The sequence below is a fragment of the Polynucleobacter nymphae genome (assembly GCF_018882155.1).
Taxonomy (GTDB): domain Bacteria; phylum Pseudomonadota; class Gammaproteobacteria; order Burkholderiales; family Burkholderiaceae; genus Polynucleobacter; species Polynucleobacter nymphae.
On record NZ_JACVPA010000001.1, the window covers coordinates 267,822 to 285,160 of the forward strand.

Annotated in this window: 19 protein-coding genes; 7 read left to right on the forward strand and 12 right to left on the reverse strand. The window is 46.2% G+C overall.

Features of this window, described 5'->3' with window-relative positions; translation table 11 throughout:
- Window positions 1-29 precede the first annotated feature (29 nt).
- Genes ICN29_RS01395 through cysS form a run of 5 tightly spaced genes read right to left on the reverse strand, consistent with a single transcriptional unit; the run spans window position 30 to window position 5,666 of the window.
- On the reverse strand, window positions 30-1,280 hold the full coding sequence (locus ICN29_RS01395; RefSeq protein WP_216128990.1) for an aspartate kinase: 1,251 nt from the start codon (window positions 1,278-1,280) through the stop codon (window positions 30-32).
- A gap of 60 nt (window positions 1,281-1,340) precedes the next feature.
- The gene (tilS, locus tag ICN29_RS01400) at window positions 1,341-2,645 is read right to left on the reverse strand and encodes a tRNA lysidine(34) synthetase TilS (protein WP_216128992.1); all 1,305 of its coding nucleotides are present in this window, start codon (window positions 2,643-2,645) and stop codon (window positions 1,341-1,343) included.
- Window positions 2,611-3,582, reverse strand: coding sequence for an acetyl-CoA carboxylase carboxyltransferase subunit alpha (locus ICN29_RS01405; RefSeq protein WP_216128994.1), 972 nt, complete (start codon window positions 3,580-3,582; stop codon window positions 2,611-2,613). The genes tilS and ICN29_RS01405 overlap by 35 nt, the downstream gene beginning before the upstream one ends.
- Window positions 3,583-3,591: 9 nt before the next feature.
- Window positions 3,592-4,263 (reverse strand): DNA-3-methyladenine glycosylase family protein, encoded by a 672-nt coding sequence (locus ICN29_RS01410; RefSeq protein WP_216128996.1) that lies wholly within the window; start codon window positions 4,261-4,263, stop codon window positions 3,592-3,594.
- Window positions 4,248-5,666, reverse strand: coding sequence for a cysteine--tRNA ligase (gene cysS / locus ICN29_RS01415; RefSeq protein WP_216128998.1), 1,419 nt, complete (start codon window positions 5,664-5,666; stop codon window positions 4,248-4,250). Before cysS ends, ICN29_RS01410 begins: the two co-directional genes overlap by 16 nt.
- An 87-nt stretch (window positions 5,667-5,753) precedes the next feature.
- Here cysS and ICN29_RS01420 point away from each other — a divergent pair, with 87 nt between their 5' ends.
- The 3 genes from ICN29_RS01420 to ICN29_RS01430 are packed head-to-tail and all read left to right on the forward strand — an operon-like array spanning window position 5,754 to window position 7,848.
- Window positions 5,754-6,560, forward strand: a complete 807-nt coding sequence (locus tag ICN29_RS01420; protein WP_216129000.1) for a tetratricopeptide repeat protein — start codon at window positions 5,754-5,756, stop codon at window positions 6,558-6,560.
- On the forward strand, window positions 6,560-7,063 hold the full coding sequence (locus tag ICN29_RS01425) for a peptidylprolyl isomerase (protein WP_216129003.1): 504 nt from the start codon (window positions 6,560-6,562) through the stop codon (window positions 7,061-7,063). Before ICN29_RS01420 ends, ICN29_RS01425 begins: the two co-directional genes overlap by 1 nt.
- A complete protein-coding gene (locus ICN29_RS01430; RefSeq protein ID WP_216129005.1) occupies window positions 7,060-7,848 on the forward strand; it encodes a UDP-2,3-diacylglucosamine diphosphatase in 789 nt (262 codons plus the stop codon). Before ICN29_RS01425 ends, ICN29_RS01430 begins: the two co-directional genes overlap by 4 nt.
- Window positions 7,849-7,869: 21 nt before the next feature.
- Here ICN29_RS01430 and ICN29_RS01435 read toward each other — a convergent pair whose 3' ends face one another.
- A complete protein-coding gene (locus tag ICN29_RS01435; RefSeq protein WP_216129007.1) occupies window positions 7,870-8,658 on the reverse strand; it encodes an inositol monophosphatase family protein in 789 nt (262 codons plus the stop codon).
- Between the two features lie 129 nt (window positions 8,659-8,787).
- Between ICN29_RS01435 and ICN29_RS01440 the strand changes: the two genes are divergently transcribed.
- Together ICN29_RS01440 and cysE are read left to right on the forward strand one after the other, a co-directional pair.
- Window positions 8,788-9,540 (forward strand): RNA methyltransferase, encoded by a 753-nt coding sequence (locus ICN29_RS01440; protein WP_216129009.1) that lies wholly within the window; start codon window positions 8,788-8,790, stop codon window positions 9,538-9,540.
- A gap of 23 nt (window positions 9,541-9,563) precedes the next feature.
- The gene (gene cysE, locus ICN29_RS01445; RefSeq protein ID WP_216129011.1) at window positions 9,564-10,322 is read left to right on the forward strand and encodes a serine O-acetyltransferase; all 759 of its coding nucleotides are present in this window, start codon (window positions 9,564-9,566) and stop codon (window positions 10,320-10,322) included.
- 19 nt (window positions 10,323-10,341) lie between these two features.
- Here the strand turns inward: cysE and ICN29_RS01450 are convergent, their stop codons facing one another.
- Complete coding sequence (locus ICN29_RS01450; RefSeq protein ID WP_216129013.1) at window positions 10,342-10,950, reverse strand: FKBP-type peptidyl-prolyl cis-trans isomerase; 609 nt, start codon at window positions 10,948-10,950, stop codon at window positions 10,342-10,344.
- 161 nt (window positions 10,951-11,111) lie between these two features.
- On the opposite strand from ICN29_RS01450, the gene ICN29_RS01455 reads away from it, so the two are divergent.
- Entirely contained in the window at window positions 11,112-12,236 is a 1,125-nt protein-coding gene (locus ICN29_RS01455; protein WP_255538013.1) for a cupin domain-containing protein, read from the forward strand.
- 109 nt (window positions 12,237-12,345) lie between these two features.
- Window positions 12,346-12,525, forward strand: a complete 180-nt coding sequence (locus tag ICN29_RS01460; protein ID WP_216129017.1) for a hypothetical protein — start codon at window positions 12,346-12,348, stop codon at window positions 12,523-12,525.
- A 58-nt stretch (window positions 12,526-12,583) separates the two neighbouring features.
- On the opposite strand, the gene bamC is transcribed toward ICN29_RS01460, so the two are convergent.
- Genes bamC through ICN29_RS01485 form a run of 5 tightly spaced genes read right to left on the reverse strand, consistent with a single transcriptional unit; the run spans window position 12,584 to window position 17,338 of the window.
- Complete coding sequence (gene bamC / locus ICN29_RS01465) at window positions 12,584-13,723, reverse strand: NlpB/DapX family lipoprotein (protein ID WP_255538014.1); 1,140 nt, start codon at window positions 13,721-13,723, stop codon at window positions 12,584-12,586.
- A gap of 8 nt (window positions 13,724-13,731) precedes the next feature.
- A complete protein-coding gene (dapA, locus tag ICN29_RS01470; RefSeq protein ID WP_216129021.1) occupies window positions 13,732-14,655 on the reverse strand; it encodes a 4-hydroxy-tetrahydrodipicolinate synthase in 924 nt (307 codons plus the stop codon).
- A 25-nt stretch (window positions 14,656-14,680) separates the two neighbouring features.
- On the reverse strand, window positions 14,681-15,292 hold the full coding sequence (locus ICN29_RS01475; RefSeq protein WP_369411615.1) for a class I SAM-dependent methyltransferase: 612 nt from the start codon (window positions 15,290-15,292) through the stop codon (window positions 14,681-14,683).
- Entirely contained in the window at window positions 15,255-16,457 is a 1,203-nt protein-coding gene (locus ICN29_RS01480) for a tryptophan--tRNA ligase (RefSeq protein WP_216129026.1), read from the reverse strand. The genes ICN29_RS01475 and ICN29_RS01480 overlap by 38 nt, the downstream gene beginning before the upstream one ends.
- Window positions 16,458-16,486: 29 nt before the next feature.
- Entirely contained in the window at window positions 16,487-17,338 is an 852-nt protein-coding gene (locus ICN29_RS01485) for a 3',5'-nucleoside bisphosphate phosphatase (protein ID WP_216129028.1), read from the reverse strand.
- Window position 17,339 lies beyond the last annotated feature (1 nt).

A 17,339-nucleotide genomic window follows, 5' to 3' on the forward strand; every position in this document is an offset into this window, starting at 1 on the left:
AGGGGGTTTTACCGCCCTTTTACTAATGCTTACTTCTGGTCGAGCTCAAATGCCTTATGAAGTGCCCGTACTGCTAGCTCCATATATTTCTCATCAATCACAACTGAAATCTTGATTTCACTAGTCGAGATCATGAGGATATTGATGCCCTCCTCAGATAATGTGCGGAACATTTTGCTAGCAACACCAACATGCGAACGCATACCTACACCAACCACTGAAACTTTAGAAACCTTAGGGTCGCCAGAGATTTCTTTCGCTCCGATGTGGGCTTGCACTGTGTTCTTGAGTAGGTCTAATGCTTTTTGATACTCAGCGCGAGGTACCGTAAAAGTAAAGTCAGTCTTTCCATCAACGGATTGATTCTGAATAATCATATCGACATCGACATTAGCGTCAGCGATAGGCCCCAGAATTTGGTATGCAATACCTGGGCGGTCAGGAACCCCCAAGACGGTAATCTTCGCTTCATCACGCGCAAAGGCGATGCCGGAAATAACTGCGGCTTCCATAGTGCTGTCCTCTTCAAATGTAATCAAGGTACCCGACTTCATCTCGATGTCTAAGGGCATCAACGGGTCTGTCAGGGAAGACAGAACTCGGGTTTTAACTTTGTACTTACCAGCAAACTCCACTGAACGAATCTGCAATACCTTCGAACCTAAGCTAGCCATTTCTAGCATCTCTTCAAAGGTAATCTTATCTAAGCGACGTGCATCTTCACAAACACGGGGGTCGGTGGTGTAAACACCGTCAACATCAGTGTAGATCAAGCACTCGTCTGCTTTCAGTGCAGCAGCCATCGCTACTGCAGAAGTATCTGAGCCACCGCGACCCAAGGTCGTAATGTTGCCTTCTGGATCAACACCCTGAAAACCAGTAACTACTACAACTTTTCCGGCATTTAAATCATTCAGAATTTTTTTGTCATCAATACTTTTAATGCGCGCTTTAGTAAAAGAAGAGTCGGTATGAACGGTTACCTGCCAGCCAGCGTAACTGACTGCATCAACACCTTCGCGCATCAATGCTAAGGCTAAAAGACCCGAGCTGACTTGTTCGCCAGTAGAGGCAATCTGATCTAACTCACGGGGGTTCGCATCTGCATTAATTTCTTTTGCCAAACTCAGCAAGCGGTTGGTTTCACCTGACATGGCCGAGGGTACTACGACCACTTGATGGCCAGCACGCATCCATTTGGCAACGCGTTTAGCGACATTACCAATGCGCTCTGTAGAGCCCATTGAGGTGCCGCCATACTTATGAACGATAAGAGCCATAAAAACCGTCTAGTTAACTATCTATAACAGGAAATGAATTTCCTGAGGATCAAAAGAGCCTTATTTTACAGGGTTTTGAACCCACTCGGGCCGCACCCTGGGTCCTGAATGAACCAGATGGGGATGACTTAACCCGACTCCCGCGACTGCAATCAACTCACCATTGATATACAAGAGAGGTGCATTTCTCTGCCACGGAGGAATGTCACCCTCTTGAAAGAGATTTTTCAGGGTCTTACGCGGTGTATTGGCTTTGATTTGAATTTTTTCTGAACCAGACCTGTCTTTTTGAGTAATCAGTCCTTTTTTCTGGGCCTCTTTGAACCATTGACTCGGAAGTCCCGGGGTTTTACTGGCGCTCGGAATTGTTTTAAAAATCCACTCGCCCAGCTTTAACTCTTCAATCTGCAAGATGCCGCGCCAAAGCCGAATACTCTTTTCATCATGAGCCCATTCCAACTGAGCGCCTGCTTTGACTGTATTAAGGTCACGCCACCAGGCGGCAAGACGCTCTTGTGATGGCATCGTCAACTCGCTCATCTTTAACCAATATCTCAGAACATTATTGGCAGCAGGTAAATCTTTTTTTGCGAGCTCAAGTAATTGCTTCAATTGAATACCATCTTTAATGAAAATGGTTTTTGCATCCTGCATGGCCAATCGGTCAAGCAAGGTTTGCGCCTCACCCAGCAATCCTGCGCTGCGAGCAAGATTAGCAATGGTCTCAGGTTGAAGCTTTTCTAAGGCTGGAATAATTGTTTTGCGAATGGCATTGCGACGATACTTAGAATCTTGATTACTGGGGTCCTCAATCCACTTCAGCTTGTGCCCTTTAGCGTAAGCCTCGAGTTCTTTTTTGCTTTGGTTCAATAAAGGGCGCCAAAGTGTAATCTTGCCATCTTTGATTTTGAGCTCACGGCTACTAGGCATACCAGCCGTCCCTGCCACACCAGCACCCCGCAGAAGTTGCAAGAGCACCGTCTCCGCTTGATCATTTTGGTGGTGTGCCAGGAGCAAGTCATCGATACCATATTCAGTACAGAGATCAGTGAGCGCCTCGTAACGTCCTGCTCTTGCTCTTGCCTCAAGATTACCCTGCTCTTGATTGCCAGTTAAATGCAGTAGCCTGAAATCAAAATGAATTTTGTGTTTTTTGGCAAGCTTCTCACAGAAGATAAGCCAATCATCAGCCTGTTTTTGTAAGCCATGATGAATATGAAAAGCATAAATTTGACTTTGCTGATTTTTTGCCTGCGCTTTGCAAACAGTATCGAGCAGCACAACCGAATCGAGGCCACCACTTAAGGCAACCGCAATTCGCTTTCCTGAATTAGGACTTGGCTGTGATTTCCTTGAACTTGCCATAACTCATTAAACGTTCATGACGACGTTCAAGAAGTGCGTCTACCTTCATGCCATCAAAAGTCTTGATTGATTCACTCAAAGCCTTACGCATATTGGCCATCATAGTGTCGTAGTCGCGATGGGCGCCACCCACTGGTTCAGCCACAATCTTATCGATCAAGCCCAGTGCTTTTAGTCTTTGGGCAGTCAAGCCCAGCTGCTCTGCAGCCTCAGGGGCCTTATCAGCGGTCTTCCATAGAATAGAAGCACATCCCTCTGGAGAAATAACGGAATATGTGGAGTTTTGCAACATCAGCACTACATCACCCATCGCAATTGCTAAAGCTCCACCTGAGCCACCTTCACCAATAATCGTTGCGATGATTGGCACTTCTAATTCAGCCTGAACATAAAGATTGCGTCCAATCGCCTCGGATTGATTGCGCTCTTCTGCATCAATACCAGGGAATGCTCCTGGGGTGTCTACAAAGGTAAAAACCGGAATTCCAAACTTTTCAGCTAGGCGCATGAGGCGCATTGCTTTGCGATAACCTTCAGGACGACTCATACCGAAATTGCGCAGAGCACGCTCTTTGGTGTCGCGGCCTTTTTGATGGCCAATGATTATGCAGGGTTGATTATCAAAGCGCGCTAGACCTCCAATGATGGATTGATCATCAGCAAATGTGCGATCGCCATGCAGCTCATGAAAATCAGTAAATAATGAACTGACATAATCCAAAGTGTATGGACGCTGTGGATGACGCGCTACTTGCGAGACCTGCCAAGGTGTGAGGTTAGCGTAGACATCTTTCGTGAGTTGCTGACTTTTTTCAGCAAGCGTTTTGATCTCATCCGAAATATCTACCGATGACTCATCTTGTACAAAACGCAGCTCTTCGATCTTTGTTTCTAATTCGGCGATTTGCTGCTCAAAATCTAGGAAAGTCGTTTTCATAGTCTGATTTTAATATTCAACTGGAATGGGGTCGATACTTCTCCACATATACCAGGTAGCAACCGTGCGCCAGGGGGCCCAATTAGCAGCCACCTCACGGGCTTCATGGCGGCTTACTGGCTCTCCACTGAAGTAATTCAGGGAAATAGCCTTAATGAGCCCAATATCGTCTAGTGGCAGGATATTAGGGCGAACCATATTGAAAATTAGGAACATTTCAGCTGTCCAGCGGCCAATTCCCCGAATTGCGCTTAATTCCTTAATGACGCTCTCATCGTCCATGTCTTTCCATTGATTGGCATGTAATCGTCCAGCATCAAAATGATCAGCCAAGTCTTGGATGTATTCCACTTTGCGCCCGGATAAGCCAGCAGCTCTCAGCTCTTCAACCGATAGCGCCAGGATGTTCTTAGGATTGATTTTTTTCTTGCTAGCAATCACCACTCTATCCCAAACTGCTTGTGCTGCAGCTACCGAAATTTGCTGCCCTACGATTGCTCTAGCCAAGGTTGTGAAAGGGTCACCGCGAGTGACCAAAAAACCAGTTCCATATTTAGGAATCAATTTTTTGAGAATACGATCCTGCTTCATGAGTTCGCGACAAGCTTGCTCCCAATACTCTGGAGCAACTTCTTGCAAAATGGCTTTATCCTTTACCGCAGCCACTAATCTCTTCGCCATTCTGTTAGGCCACCCGGCTTGTCTTCTAAGACTACGCCTTGGTCTAAAAGTACCTTACGGATCAAATCTGCCTTAGCAAAATCTTTTGCTTGCTTAGCTGCCACACGCTCAGCAATTTTTTCTTCAATATGAGCCGCGCTTAAGCCGACTTCTTGCTTTGAGCCTGCCTGTAGAAATGCTGTTGGATCGCGCTGTAAGAAATTGAGCTTTGCTCCTAAGGACTTTAGAGTACTAGCGAGTATTTGTTTTTCAGTACCTTGGGCACGATTTACTTCGCTTGCCAAATCAAAGAGCACGGCAATTGCCTCGGGAGTATTAAAGTCATCATTCATGGCAGCGGCAAAACGCTTGGCCCATGGGTTATGTGGATCCAGAGCATTGGATTGAAGTTCTACTTGAGCTAAGGCTTTATAAAGCCTTAACAATCCAGCGCGGGCTTCTTCAAGCTGAATATCACTGTAATTGACTGGGCTACGGTAATGGGCTTTAAGCATGAAGAAGCGCACCACCTCAGGATCAAAGCTTTTAAGAACATCTCGAATCAAAAAGAAATTGCCTAAAGACTTAGACATCTTTTCTTCATTTACCCGAATATGGCCATTGTGCATCCAATAATTGACAAAGGGGGCATCGTTGTCTTTGCGACCCTGACCATATAAAGCACCCTCACTTTGTGCAATCTCATTTTCATGATGCGGGAATTGCAAGTCAGCACCACCACCATGAATATCAAAATGCTCGCCCAGTAAATCACAAGCCATAGCAGAGCACTCGATATGCCAACCTGGGCGTCCTTCTCCCCATGGGGAGGCCCAGCGTGTATCTGCTGGCTCTTCAGACTTGGCAGTTTTCCAGAGAACAAAATCTAAGGGGTCGCGTTTACCGCCAACAATCGCAACACGCTCACCCGCATTGAGCTCATCTAATGACTTGCCAGAAAGTTGACCATACCGCGGGAGTAAGCGTACTGCAAAATTAACATCCCCATCGTCTGCCTGGTATGCCAATTGATTGTCAATGAGCTTACCAATCATGCCTTGCATTTGTTTGATGTAATCCGTAGCGCGCGGCTCTTGATCGGGATGCATTAAACCTAACTCATCAGAGTCGGCATGCATAGCATCAATAAAGCGATTGGTCAGCGCAGAAATAGGTTCGCCATTTTCAATAGCGCGATTAATAATCTTGTCATCGATATCAGTGATGTTGCGGACATAAACAACCTCATAAGCACTGGCACGTAGCCAGCGAACCACCATGTCAAAAACAATCATGACCCTAGCGTGGCCAATGTGGCAGAAATCATAAACCGTCATACCGCAGACATACATCTTCACCTTACCCGGTACGATGGGCTTAAATACCTCTTTTGAGCGGCTAAGGGTGTTATAGATTTGCAGCATATGGCTATAAAGGTGGGGCAAGTAGCGCCAATTTGTTAGACTGAGCGCTGAGTATATCGAATGAGCCAGTTTTATACCCCTTCCCCTATGCCTTCAACCATCCCAGCACCACGCCCCGCCCTTTTAAATATCCTTGCCGCAATATTGGCTGCCACATTGATTGCGGGCTGTAGTACTCCTGCCCAACAGCGTGCAGACGTAGAAATGCAGGTGGCAAACGCACAAGAATTGAAATGCGGACCAAATACCCCTTATTTAGGCGGCTATAGCCCTAACGATCCCCCAAGGATCTCACCCGACACACCGTATGACGCACTTAATCCAGTGCTTTCTGAGACCGTAGCATTGCCATTCTTATCTTTTCTGATTATTGAGCCAGATCCTGTAACCAAAAATGCGGTGCCCTCTGATATTGAAAAATTAGTCAAAGCACGTCAGTTCCCAGAGGCCATCACACTGATTGATGCCCGTTTAAAAAAATCTCCCAAAAATGTGCAATTGCGTTTTTTAAAAGCCCGTCTTCAAATTGAAATGCGCGAACTTGAGCAAGCCAAGAAAACCTTAATCCAAATTACCCAACAATTCCCAGAATTGCCTGAGCCCTATAACAATCTTGCGGCAATTGCGGCCAGCCAGGAAAAATGGATTGAAGCAAGAGATTATTTGGAGCTCGCTCTAAAACTGCGCCCAAGCTATGCCATTGCTTCTGCCAATTTAGGCGAGCTCTATGTGCGTCTTGGAGCCAAAGCCTATGAAGACGCTGCCTTATCGGCCCAATTAAATCAACGTCAATACTCAAACCGAGCTAAAGCGTTAATGAATCTCATTAAACAACCCAATAAAGCACCAACAACTATTCCAACCACTAACCCTCCAGAAAGCAAATCCAAATAATGGCTAAAGTACTGTTAAAAACGAATCAGGGTGATATCACCCTCAGCCTTGATTCCGCCAAGGCGCCTAAGACTGTTGCCAATTTTTTGCAATACGTTAAGAGTGGCCACTATGATGGCACTATCTTTCATCGCGTGATTGATAACTTCATGATTCAAGGTGGCGGCATGGCTCCTGGCATGAAAGAGAAGTCTGCTGGTAAACAAATTGAAAATGAAGCTAACAATGGTCTCAAGAATGATCTTGGCACCGTTGCAATGGCTCGCACTAGCGACCCCCATTCAGCAACAGCGCAATTTTTCATCAACGTCAATGACAATGATTTCTTAAATCACACTGCGCCCAATGCGCAAGGTTGGGGTTATGCTGTATTCGGCAAAGTTACCGACGGCATGGATGTGGTGAACGCCATTCGCAAAGTCAAAACTGCTAGCTCAGGCTTTCATCAAGATGTGCCTTCAGTAGATGTTGTCATTGAGAAAGCGACCGTACTCGAGGAATGATTCTGCAATACGCGAGCGCGCTGCTCATCTCAGATATTCACCTAACGCCGTCAATGCCTTTGACGGCGCAATATTTTTTTGACTTCTGCGAAAAAGAAGGTCCTAAGGCAGAGGCTGTATTTATTCTGGGAGACTTGTTTGAGTATTGGGTTGGTGATGACACATCCACGAACTCCCCATTTCAACAAGAAGTCATACGCGCACTCGCTAAGCTATCGGCAAAAACGAAGACCTATTACGTTCATGGCAACCGTGATTTCCTGATTGGCTCTGGCTTTTTGAAAAAGACAGGTATGACTTTCTTGCCTGATCCCTCGTTGATTGAAATCGCGACTGAAAAATATGTGGTTTGTCATGGCGACTCTTTATGCACAGCCGATGTGGGGTATCAAGTATTTCGCAGCCTCGTTAGAAAGCCTTGGATTCAAAAATTATTTTTAAGTATGCCGCTTAGCTGGCGCCGATCTATCGCTAACGGCCTTCGCAGTAATAGCCACACCCAATATCAACGCAGTGCGAGTAAATCATCTACGCAAAATAATATGAGGACCAATGTGACTCTACAGGCTTGCGCTTCGGTACTTAAAAGCCAATCTGTCGATAAACTCATCCACGGTCATACCCACTTACCCGCTCATCATCACGAGCAATTGCATGAGCAAACCTGGCAACGCTGGGTACTATCAGACTGGGATCTAGATCATCCTGAAAGTACTGCCCCAAGAGCGAGCGCACTATCAATCAATAGTCAGGGTGTGCGTTATATTGATCTGAGTAAATCTTAAGTAGATCTACTGACTCAGCTCTTAGGTGTTGGAGTATTTAGATAAACACTGCACCATCTGTGCAAAGATTCTGGGATTTGCCGCGATCACTTCACCGTTCTTGAGAAAACCTTCTTCGCCACGGTAATTGCCAACCAAGCCACCAGACTCGGTGATCAATAAGGCGCCTGCCGCCATATCCCAAGGCTTGAGATCGCTCTCAAAGAAGCCGTCATAACGACCGGCAGCGACATAAGCTAAATCTAAAGATGCGGCACCAGGGCGGCGTAAGCCAGCGCACTGACGTGTCATCTCTGCAAATATTTTTAAATACTTTTCTAGATCTTGATCTTCGCGATACGGAAACCCGGTGCCAATCAAGCAACTTACTAAACGATCTTGAGAAGCCACTCGCAAGCGACGGCGATCTAAATAAGCGCCCGCACCACGGGTAGCAGTAAACAACTCATCGCGAGTTGGGTCATAGACTACTGCTTGCTGGGTTACGCCATTCACTGCCAACGCAATGGATACCGCATATTGCGGAAAGCCGTGAATGAAATTGGTTGTGCCATCTAATGGATCGATGATCCAGATGTTTTCTGCATCAATATTGTATTCGCCCGTTTCTTCAGCCAAAAACCCATGGGTTGGATAAGCCTCACTGAGCGTTTCAATGATTGCCGACTCTGCGGCTTTGTCCACCTCGGTTACGAAATCATTGTGCTGTTTACGATCAACCTGCAGGCGCTCTAAATTGAGAGAGGCTCGATTAATCACAGTTCCAGCACGACGGGCAGCCTTTACGGCCACATTTAACATGGGATGCATAAGTATTGATGGGCAAATTAAATAAGAACGAGCCTGTAATATTGCCTAAACTGCATGACAATATGAAGCTAATACACTGATTCTAAACGATGAGCGCTTTGAGCCTCCATAGACCCCTATAAGCAGCCCATGAATACCGAGAAATCCTCACTACTACGCTGGGTTCTGGTTGAAACCAGCCACCCCAGAAATGTAGGTTCAGCAGCGCGAGCACTGAAAACGATGGGCTTTGCCGATCTACGTCTCATCAAGCCCAAAATCAAGGATGTTGCCAAAGAATCTGAGGCGATTGCCTTAGCAAGCGGCGCTGTTGATGTTCTTGAATCCTCACAGGAGTCAGAATCCTTGTCCTTGGCGGTTGAAGGTTGCTCACTAGTACTTGGCCTTACAAGTCGGGATCGAGAATTTGGTCCTCCAGTCCTAGATTGGGAATCAGCCCGTACTCTCATTAAGGAAACAGTCGCCAATCAGGGGCAAGTTGCCATCGTCTTCGGGCCGGAGAGAACGGGTCTGGATAATGAACACTTGGCCTTGTGCACCCATAGGGTTTGGTTAGAGGCTAACCCAGTCTATCCCTCTCTCAATCTAGCCCAAGCCCTCATGATCTGCGCCTATACGCTGCGACAGACACTCAAGCAAGCCTCAGATGAGCCAGAATGGATGATTAATCGGGAAGAAATCGCCCAATTAGCTGATCCAGCAGCAATTGCAGCGATGCTTGATCATTGGCGCGACGGCCTACAGGCTATTGGCTACCTAGACCCCAAGAATCCAAAAAAGCTGATGCCTCGCTTACAGGCCCTATTTGCACGCAGTCGGCTACATAAAGAAGAAATTGATCTCTTGCGTGGCATAGCAAAACAGATGCTCCTGAGAAAATAAGCACATCCCGTTAAAATCAAAGCATGTTTAGCTCACTATTCGACCAAGTCGACTCCATTATTGCCAGAGACCCAGCAGCAAGAAACCGTCTTGAGGTCATTACTTGCTATCCAGGTTTGCATGCAGTTTGGCTCCATCGTATCTCTCACTTTTTATGGAATCTAGGTCTCAAATGGATTGCGCGTGTGCTTTCTATGTTCGCTCGTTTTTTTACCGGAATTGAAATTCATCCGGGCGCAAAGATCGGTCGTCGAGTATTTTTAGATCACGGTCTTGGCATTGTCATTGGCGAGACTACTGAAATCGGTGACGATTGCACGATCTATCAGGGCGTGACCTTAGGCGGTACTTCACTTTACAAAGGCGTTAAACGTCATCCTACTCTTGGTAAAGGTGTGGTTATCAGTGCCGGTGCAAAAGTGCTTGGTGGCTTTACTGTTGGTGACGGTGCACGCGTTGGATCAAACGCAGTAGTCTTAAAAGAAATCCCAGCAGGCGCTACTGCTGTTGGAATACCTGCTCGCGTCTTACATCCAGATCTACCGCAAAGTGCCGATAGCAAAACAAAAGAATATTTCTCTGCTTATGGCGTAACGCCAAATGTCGATGATCCTGTATCGATGGCGCTCAAGGGCTTAATTGATGCGACGATTGAACAAGAAGCAAAGATTGCTATGCTAGAAAAGGCATTGGCTAAGTTGAGTAACACGCCTACTGATACCGTAGGTAGCAGTGATACCAAGCGGGACCTGGATGCCATTAAAGAATGGCTTAAAGAGTAAATTCAGGAATAAGTACTATCTAATGCAGTGTACGTGGATTGGTACTGCTTGAACCTAAAGCAGTGCTCGGAAACTCTTCCCCATCGTCATCTTCCCCATCATCATTAGGCATTCCAAAAGTAAAACTCTCACCGCCTTCGGGATGACGATTTTGAATCTCTTCTTCACTAGCAGCACGAACATCTTCAACTTGAACCCAAAAACGTAAGGCCATACCTGCTAATGGATGATTGCCATCAAGCACCACTTGACTATCTGCAACATCAGTGACGGTATAGATGAGCGGCTCATCATCAGAATCTGGCTCTTGCGCAGAAGCTGATTCTTCATCAGCGTCCGGTATACCTTCAAACTGCATGCCCACTTCAAGCGGCTCTGGAAAACGCGTGCGTGGTTCAATCTTGAGAAGCTCTGGGTCATACTCACCGAAAGCCTCGCCTGGCTCAAGCTGAATACTGGCTTCATAGCCAATGTCTTGGCCATCCAAAAGGGTTTCTATTTTTGGGAAAGTGCCCTCATAGCCACCGTGCAGGTATACCATCGGAGAATCTGGTTCTTCAATGACATTATTTTGCGCATCAGTTAACTTATAACGAAGGGATACGATGGTATTTTTTTCAATCTTCATGCGAAATCTGTCGAACATTCGTTTTTAATGAGTTTTTATTAAGCTTTTACTTTATGACTCCATTTTACTTGAGCAAACCCTACGAGCCTCCCCAGGCTCCTCAAAATCTACCTTTAAATGAGCCCTGGGCATTATTTGGGGGCATTAGCCCGGATAGCTTCATGAAGCAGTATTGGCATAAAAAACCCTTATTAATCCGTGGGGCCATTCCCGCATTTGCCCTCGCCACCCAAAATGGTGAATGTCTAGACAGCCCCATTTCTGCAGATGAACTGGTCAAACTGGCCAGCAAAGATAACATTGAATCACGACTAATCAAAGCAAAGCCATGGAGCTTTGATGCTGGACCGTTTTCAAAAAAAGCGATCCCATCATTGGGCAAGTCCAATTGGACATTACTACTTCAAGGAATGGAAGCCCACCACCAGGCCGCTGCAAAAATTCTGTCCTGGTTTCGCTTTATCCCAGATGCACGTCTTGATGATTTAATGATTAGCCTTGCCGGAATTGGGGGTGGCGTTGGGCCTCACTTTGATTCTTATGATGTCTTTTTAATTCAGATGTCTGGTAGAAGGCAGTGGCAAATATCTAAGCAAAAGGATTTAAGCCTCAGCCCTAATTTGCCCCTCAAAATTTTGCAGCGCTTTAAAGCTGAGCATGAGTGGGTCTTAGAGCCAGGCGATATGCTGTACTTGCCGCCTCATATTGCCCATTATGGCATTGCCCTAGATCCTGGTTGTCAAACGTGGTCAGTTGGATTTCGGTCTCCCAGTTTTAAAGAACTACTTCAAGAGGGCTTGTGGCGCTTAGCGGAATCGCTAGAAGAGATTCCGGAACTTGAGCGTAAATTTTCTGATCCATTGCAAAAAGCAACTGCGAATGCAGAGCAACTGCCAGAGGAGCTGGTTAAACAACTCACGCTCAAGCTGCATGAGCTGAAATTGAATCAGATAGATCGTTTTTTACCTGGGATCACTGCATACCTATCCGAACCCAAACAACAGGCCTTGTTCGATGGCCCAATCAAGCCCTTAAACCCTAGCCGTTTTAACAAACAGCTTGGCTCAAAGAAGCTTCTTCCTAGCCCCCAAACGCGCATTCTTAGTCTTGGCAATGAGGTCTTTTGCAATGGCGAAAATATGAGCAAAGACCAGGCAAAGGATATTACGCAAGCCTGGCGAACCCTCTCAAGCCAGAAAGGGCTTTTAAGCCAAAAAATTCAGGCTACCGCCCAGAGCAGTCTTTATGTGGCCTACCTGGCTGGCTGGCTGGTTTTTGAGACTTAAAAGCAAGGATGGCTATAATAAATTCTGGAAATCACCTAAGGGCAATCCCTAGGAATTTTCAACACAATTACCGGTAATTGTTGTTAAATTTTTTTTGAGGAAATTACAAATGAAGAAGTCACTCGTATTCGTTGCAATGTTAGCTATCGCTTTGGCCGCTTGCGGTAAAAAAGAAGAAGCAAAACCTGCTGAAGCTCCTGCTGCTGCTCCAGCTGCTCCTGCTGCTGACGCTGCTGCTCCAGCCGCTCCTGCTGCTCCTGCCGCTCCTGCTGCTGACGCTAAGAAGTAATCTTCTTCTTGAAGAAAAAAAGCCGCTTAATAGCGGCTTTTTTATTGCTTGGATTTATTTATTTGGCCAACTGATCCGTTAGTAAAGTTAACAATTGAATACCAGCCGGAGTATTTTCTGGCTTTCCATCAGCATCCTGTACATAGACATTCGCTGAATTTTCACCAGTACTCTTAACGATCACCTGATATTTCTTAGCTTGTAACTTGGAATCGTCTTTGCTACTAAAGAGGTTTGAGAAGAAACCTTTTTTATCATCGACATCCTTAGCATTGATATAACGCACATAGTAAACACCGTTGGAACGGTTGCGATCTTCAACAGTAAAGTTAGAGCGATCCAAGGCCAAACCTACATCGCGCCATGCACGATCAAAGCTAGAATTCAACTCGATATAACCTTGGTTGTTAGCTCCTTGTACAAATTTTGCTTTTGCAGTTTTGGCTACTAAAGGCACTGCCACCATTGCTTTGGCTTGCTCTTGAGTCATGCCAAGACGCTCCATCAAGCGCGCCAAAAATACAGCCTCCAAATTAGGGTCATTAGGGCGGCTAGTCCAAATGGTATAGAGACATTGATCGCCAGCTGTATCTGTGACGCACTTTTCTAGCGTACCTTTTTGCGTGATGTAAATTTCAGTTTCATCAGACTTAGGCGCTTCTAAACGGGTTTTATATTTATCACGCTCCCCGGTGTCATAAACTGAACCAAGAACACTGCCGAGCGCTGAGCGGATAAAGTCCTGTGGCAGCTTAGCGCGGTTTTCTGCCCAATCGGTTTCCATAATGCCGGTAGATGGCGAATCGACAATTAACAAGAAACCATTTTCCTGCCAAAAATCTTTTACCTGCGGGTATAGCTCGGTAGCAGGTTTTTCAACTACCAGCCAACGACGCTCGCCATCTCGTTCAATCCGCATGCCCGGGATTCCAGTCATGACGTTATTACGCATCTGCACTGATTTTTTCATTGCAGCGTTGTATTCAGACATGGTTGCAGTACCGTCTTGAACGATGTAACGACGATCAGCCTGAGCAGTAATCAAATCCGGCGGATAAGACAAATTAGGGCCGCGCACTGCTCCAGTAGATTTGTAATCTACCGTATCGTTACTAGTAACCGATTTGCATGCCGTCAAGATAATCGCGGCAGTGATCGTAAGGCCAAGTATCGCTATATATCGGCTAAGTATTCGCATCAAATTCATCATATCAAGTCAGCCTGTTTTAATGCTGCCTTCAAGGGTTCACGTAAAGACGCGCTTAAAGGCGTTAGTGGCAAGCGGATGCCAGCGGTGATCTTACCCATTTCATGAAGGGCCCATTTGACAGGGATTGGATTTGCTTCCGTAAACATCGCCTTATGAACTGCTAGTAATTTGTATTGAATCTCGCGGGTTTTTTTCACATCATCGGACATCGCAGCAACACACAATTCATGCATCAAGCGAGGCGCAACGTTGGCTGTTACTGAAATATTGCCCTTGCCACCCATGAGCATCAACATTGCAGCAGTTAAATCATCACCAGAAAATACTGAAAAATTGCTATGCCCAGCCCGCTTGAGGTCAGCAATCAATAAAGTTCCGCGCTCTAAGTTTCCGGTTGCATCCTTAATCGCAATGATCCCAGGAACTCCTGCTAAACGCACGACCGTATCGCCAGCTAAATCCGCTACTGTGCGGCCAGGAACGTTATACAAAATGGCTGGCAGGTCAACAGACTCTGCAATTTTTTTGAAGTGGGCATACATACCCTCTTGCGTTGGCTTGTTGTAATAAGGAACTACCTGCAAGCTAGCATCAGCGCCCACTTTTTTAGCAAACTGGGTTAATTCAATCGCTTCGGTCGTAGAATTTCCGCCTGTTCCTGCAACCACAGGAATGCGCCCAGCGATCTGCTCTACCGTAACGCGAATGAGTTCACAGTGTTCTTCTACAGAGACCGTTGGCGATTCACCGCTAGTACCAACAATGACGATGCCATCAGAACCTTCAGCTACATGCCAATCTAACAATGCTCGCAGGCCGGCGTAATCCAAACTACCATCCTCATACATCGGCGTAACAATGGCTGGTATGCTGCCAGAAATGGGCTTTTTGCTGCCTTTAGATTGAACTGTATTTGTCACCGAATATGCACCGATATGGACTGTCTTAACCTTGAAATTGTAACGGAATGCGGTCTTTTAGCCCGCCTTTTACAGCGCAAAGGGCTTGAACCATGGCTGGTTTGGGCTCATCCACATAAATATCCTGATATGCCATGACTTTGAGGCTATGGCGGGCAGCAAAAGCCAATAATTCACCTGGATTTAAGAGGAAATTCGGGTTAGAAGGCTTACCGAATTCCCCATTACCCTGAGCAAAGGTTTCATAGATCAAAATTCCGCCTTCCTCTAACATTTCAGGCAAACGATCAAGATGAGGTCGATATAGGTAATTCGTCACCACAATACCCCCAAACCTTAACTCAGCCAGCGGCCAAGTATCTTGCTCAAGATTTAGGCATTTTGGAATAATTGAAGAAGACTTTAAAGCCTCGATTGCAGCTATATCTTGATCTACAGCCAAAACTGAATAACCCAGATCAGCTAATAATTGAGAATGGCGCCCTGAACCGCAAGCAAGATCGAGAACCACGCCATCCTTAGGAATGAGTGGTGCAAACCGCGCTACCCAAGAGGATGGCCTCACAATCACATCGTGCAGATTAGGCAAGCCAAGAACCTTAATCGTAATCAAGGCCCATTGCTTCGCGGACCTCACGCATCGTTTCTTGAGCAACTTTGCGCGCTTTATCGCCGCCATCAGCAATGATCGAACGTAAAAGACTCGGATCATCCAAATACTTTTGAGCACGCTCAAACATGGGTTGTTGTTCAGCAAGAATGGCATCAATTACTGGCTGCTTACACTCAAGACAACCAATACCTGCTGACTTACAACCCTTTTCAACCCACTGCTTGGTTGCTTCATTGGAGTAGACAGTATGTAGTTGCCATACTGGGCAACGCGCGGGGTCCCCGGCATCTGTTCTACGAACACGAGCTGGGTCAGTTGGCATGGTACGGATTTTTTTAATGACCTCTTCAGGCTCTTCGCGAATGCTAATCGTGTTGCCATATGACTTGGACATCTTTTGGCCATCAATGCCTGGCATGCGTGATGCCGAAGTTAATAACGCCTGTGGCTCAGGGAGAATAATTTTGCGCGAGCCTTCTAAGAAACCAAACAATCTCTCACGATCAGCCATGGATAAACTTTGCGCTTCATGCAGCAATGCTTTAGCTTGCTCCAAAGCCTCATCATCACCACGCTCCTGAAACGCTACACGTAACTCTGTATACATCTTGGCGCGTTTACTACCCAGTTTTTTTACAGCCTCTAAGGCTTTTTCCTCAAAGCCTGGTTCACGACCATACAAATAGTTAAAGCGGCGCGCCACTTCACGTGTCATTTCTACGTGAGGCACTTGATCTTCACCTACTGGTACATGTTGAGCACGGTAAATCAGAATATCGGCAGCTTGTAGCAATGGATAACCTAAAAAGCCATAAGTTTGCAGATCTTTTTCTTTTAACTTTTCAATCTGGTCTTTATAGGTCGGAACCCGCTCAAGCCAGCCCAATGGGGTTCCCATAGATAGCAGCAAAAAGAGTTCTGCGTGCTCTGGTACCTTGCTCTGAATAAATAAAGTGGCTTGGTTTGGATCCACGCCCGCTGCCAACCAATCAATCACCATATCCCAAACGGATTGCTCAATCACATCCGGAGTTTCATAGTGCGTAGTTAGCGCATGCCAATCTGCAACGAAGAAAAAGCAGGGATACTCAGATTGCAAGCGTACCCAATTCTTGAGCACGCCATGATAGTGGCCAAGATGCAAATTACCCGTAGGTCGCATACCAGAGAGAACACGTTCAGCAAACATCTTTATTCTTTATCTTTATCGTTAATGAATCAATGAAATGCAGACCATACTGGTGTAAGGTGGTCTGGCAAATGCGGCAAATTTCCTAAATCGATATGGCTTTCATTCGGATCATGAAAATCAGATCCTCGAGAAGCCAAGAAACCGTATTGCTGAGCAATCTTCCCAAAGGTTTGATACTGGTCTGGACTATGACTTCCAGTGATGACCTCAATCGCCAAGCCGCCGATGTCTTTAAAGTGCTTATAGAGCTCATCCATCTGCATCGCATTCAGTCTGCTATAGCGTCCCGGATGGGCAATGACTGCGACCCCGCCAGCGGCCTTAATCCAGGCAACTGCATCATCTAATGTTGCCCACATATGCGGAACAAAGCCGGGCTTATCTTCCACTAGATAATTTTTGAATACGTGTTCAGTATCACGGCAAATACCCTGCTCTACTAAGAAGCGCGCAAAGTGTGTTCTTGAAATCAGCTGATCATTACCTGCGTAATGCAATGCACCTTCATACGCACCAGGAATCCCTACTTTTGCTAATTGGTCAGCCATCAGTTGAGCGCGATCTCCGCGACCCTCGCGCGTGCGACGTAGACCTTCTAGAATGCCAACATGCTTAGCATCAATACCAAGTCCAACAATGTGGATGGTGACCCCCATCCAGGTCACTGAAATTTCTACGCCAGCTAGGTAGTCCATGTTCAAAGCGCTGGCTGCATCTCTTGCGCGTTGTTGACCACCCAACTCATCATGATCCGTTAATGCCCATAAATGAACACCGTTTGCCTTAGCGCGCTCTGCAAGCTGTTCAGGCGTCAAAGTGCCATCAGAAACTACTGAGTGGCAATGCAAATCGGCGTTAATGGGAGAAAAGCTGCTCATA

What these genes read in the sequence shown, in the direction of transcription:
- ICN29_RS01480 (WP_216129026.1), bottom strand. Translation starts at nt 16,457, where the DNA reads ATGTTTGCTGAACGTGTTCTCTCTGGTATGCGACCTACGGGTAATTTG.
- ICN29_RS01420 (WP_216129000.1), top strand. Translation starts at nt 5,754, where the DNA reads ATGCCTTCAACCATCCCAGCACCACGCCCCGCCCTTTTAAATATCCTT.
- cysE (WP_216129011.1), top strand. Translation starts at nt 9,564, where the DNA reads ATGTTTAGCTCACTATTCGACCAAGTCGACTCCATTATTGCCAGAGAC.
- ICN29_RS01395 (WP_216128990.1), bottom strand. Translation starts at nt 1,280, where the DNA reads ATGGCTCTTATCGTTCATAAGTATGGCGGCACCTCAATGGGCTCTACA.
- ICN29_RS01410 (WP_216128996.1), bottom strand. Translation starts at nt 4,263, where the DNA reads ATGGCGAAGAGATTAGTGGCTGCGGTAAAGGATAAAGCCATTTTGCAA.
- ICN29_RS01455 (WP_255538013.1), top strand. Translation starts at nt 11,112, where the DNA reads ATGAAGCAGTATTGGCATAAAAAACCCTTATTAATCCGTGGGGCCATT.
- ICN29_RS01440 (WP_216129009.1), top strand. Translation starts at nt 8,788, where the DNA reads ATGAATACCGAGAAATCCTCACTACTACGCTGGGTTCTGGTTGAAACC.
- ICN29_RS01405 (WP_216128994.1), bottom strand. Translation starts at nt 3,582, where the DNA reads ATGAAAACGACTTTCCTAGATTTTGAGCAGCAAATCGCCGAATTAGAA.
- ICN29_RS01435 (WP_216129007.1), bottom strand. Translation starts at nt 8,658, where the DNA reads ATGCATCCCATGTTAAATGTGGCCGTAAAGGCTGCCCGTCGTGCTGGA.
- ICN29_RS01430 (WP_216129005.1), top strand. Translation starts at nt 7,060, where the DNA reads ATGATTCTGCAATACGCGAGCGCGCTGCTCATCTCAGATATTCACCTA.
- ICN29_RS01460 (WP_216129017.1), top strand. Translation starts at nt 12,346, where the DNA reads ATGAAGAAGTCACTCGTATTCGTTGCAATGTTAGCTATCGCTTTGGCC.
- cysS (WP_216128998.1), bottom strand. Translation starts at nt 5,666, where the DNA reads ATGCTGCAAATCTATAACACCCTTAGCCGCTCAAAAGAGGTATTTAAG.
- tilS (WP_216128992.1), bottom strand. Translation starts at nt 2,645, where the DNA reads ATGGCAAGTTCAAGGAAATCACAGCCAAGTCCTAATTCAGGAAAGCGA.
- ICN29_RS01450 (WP_216129013.1), bottom strand. Translation starts at nt 10,950, where the DNA reads ATGAAGATTGAAAAAAATACCATCGTATCCCTTCGTTATAAGTTAACT.
- ICN29_RS01425 (WP_216129003.1), top strand. Translation starts at nt 6,560, where the DNA reads ATGGCTAAAGTACTGTTAAAAACGAATCAGGGTGATATCACCCTCAGC.
- bamC (WP_255538014.1), bottom strand. Translation starts at nt 13,723, where the DNA reads ATGCGAATACTTAGCCGATATATAGCGATACTTGGCCTTACGATCACT.
- ICN29_RS01485 (WP_216129028.1), bottom strand. Translation starts at nt 17,338, where the DNA reads ATGAGCAGCTTTTCTCCCATTAACGCCGATTTGCATTGCCACTCAGTA.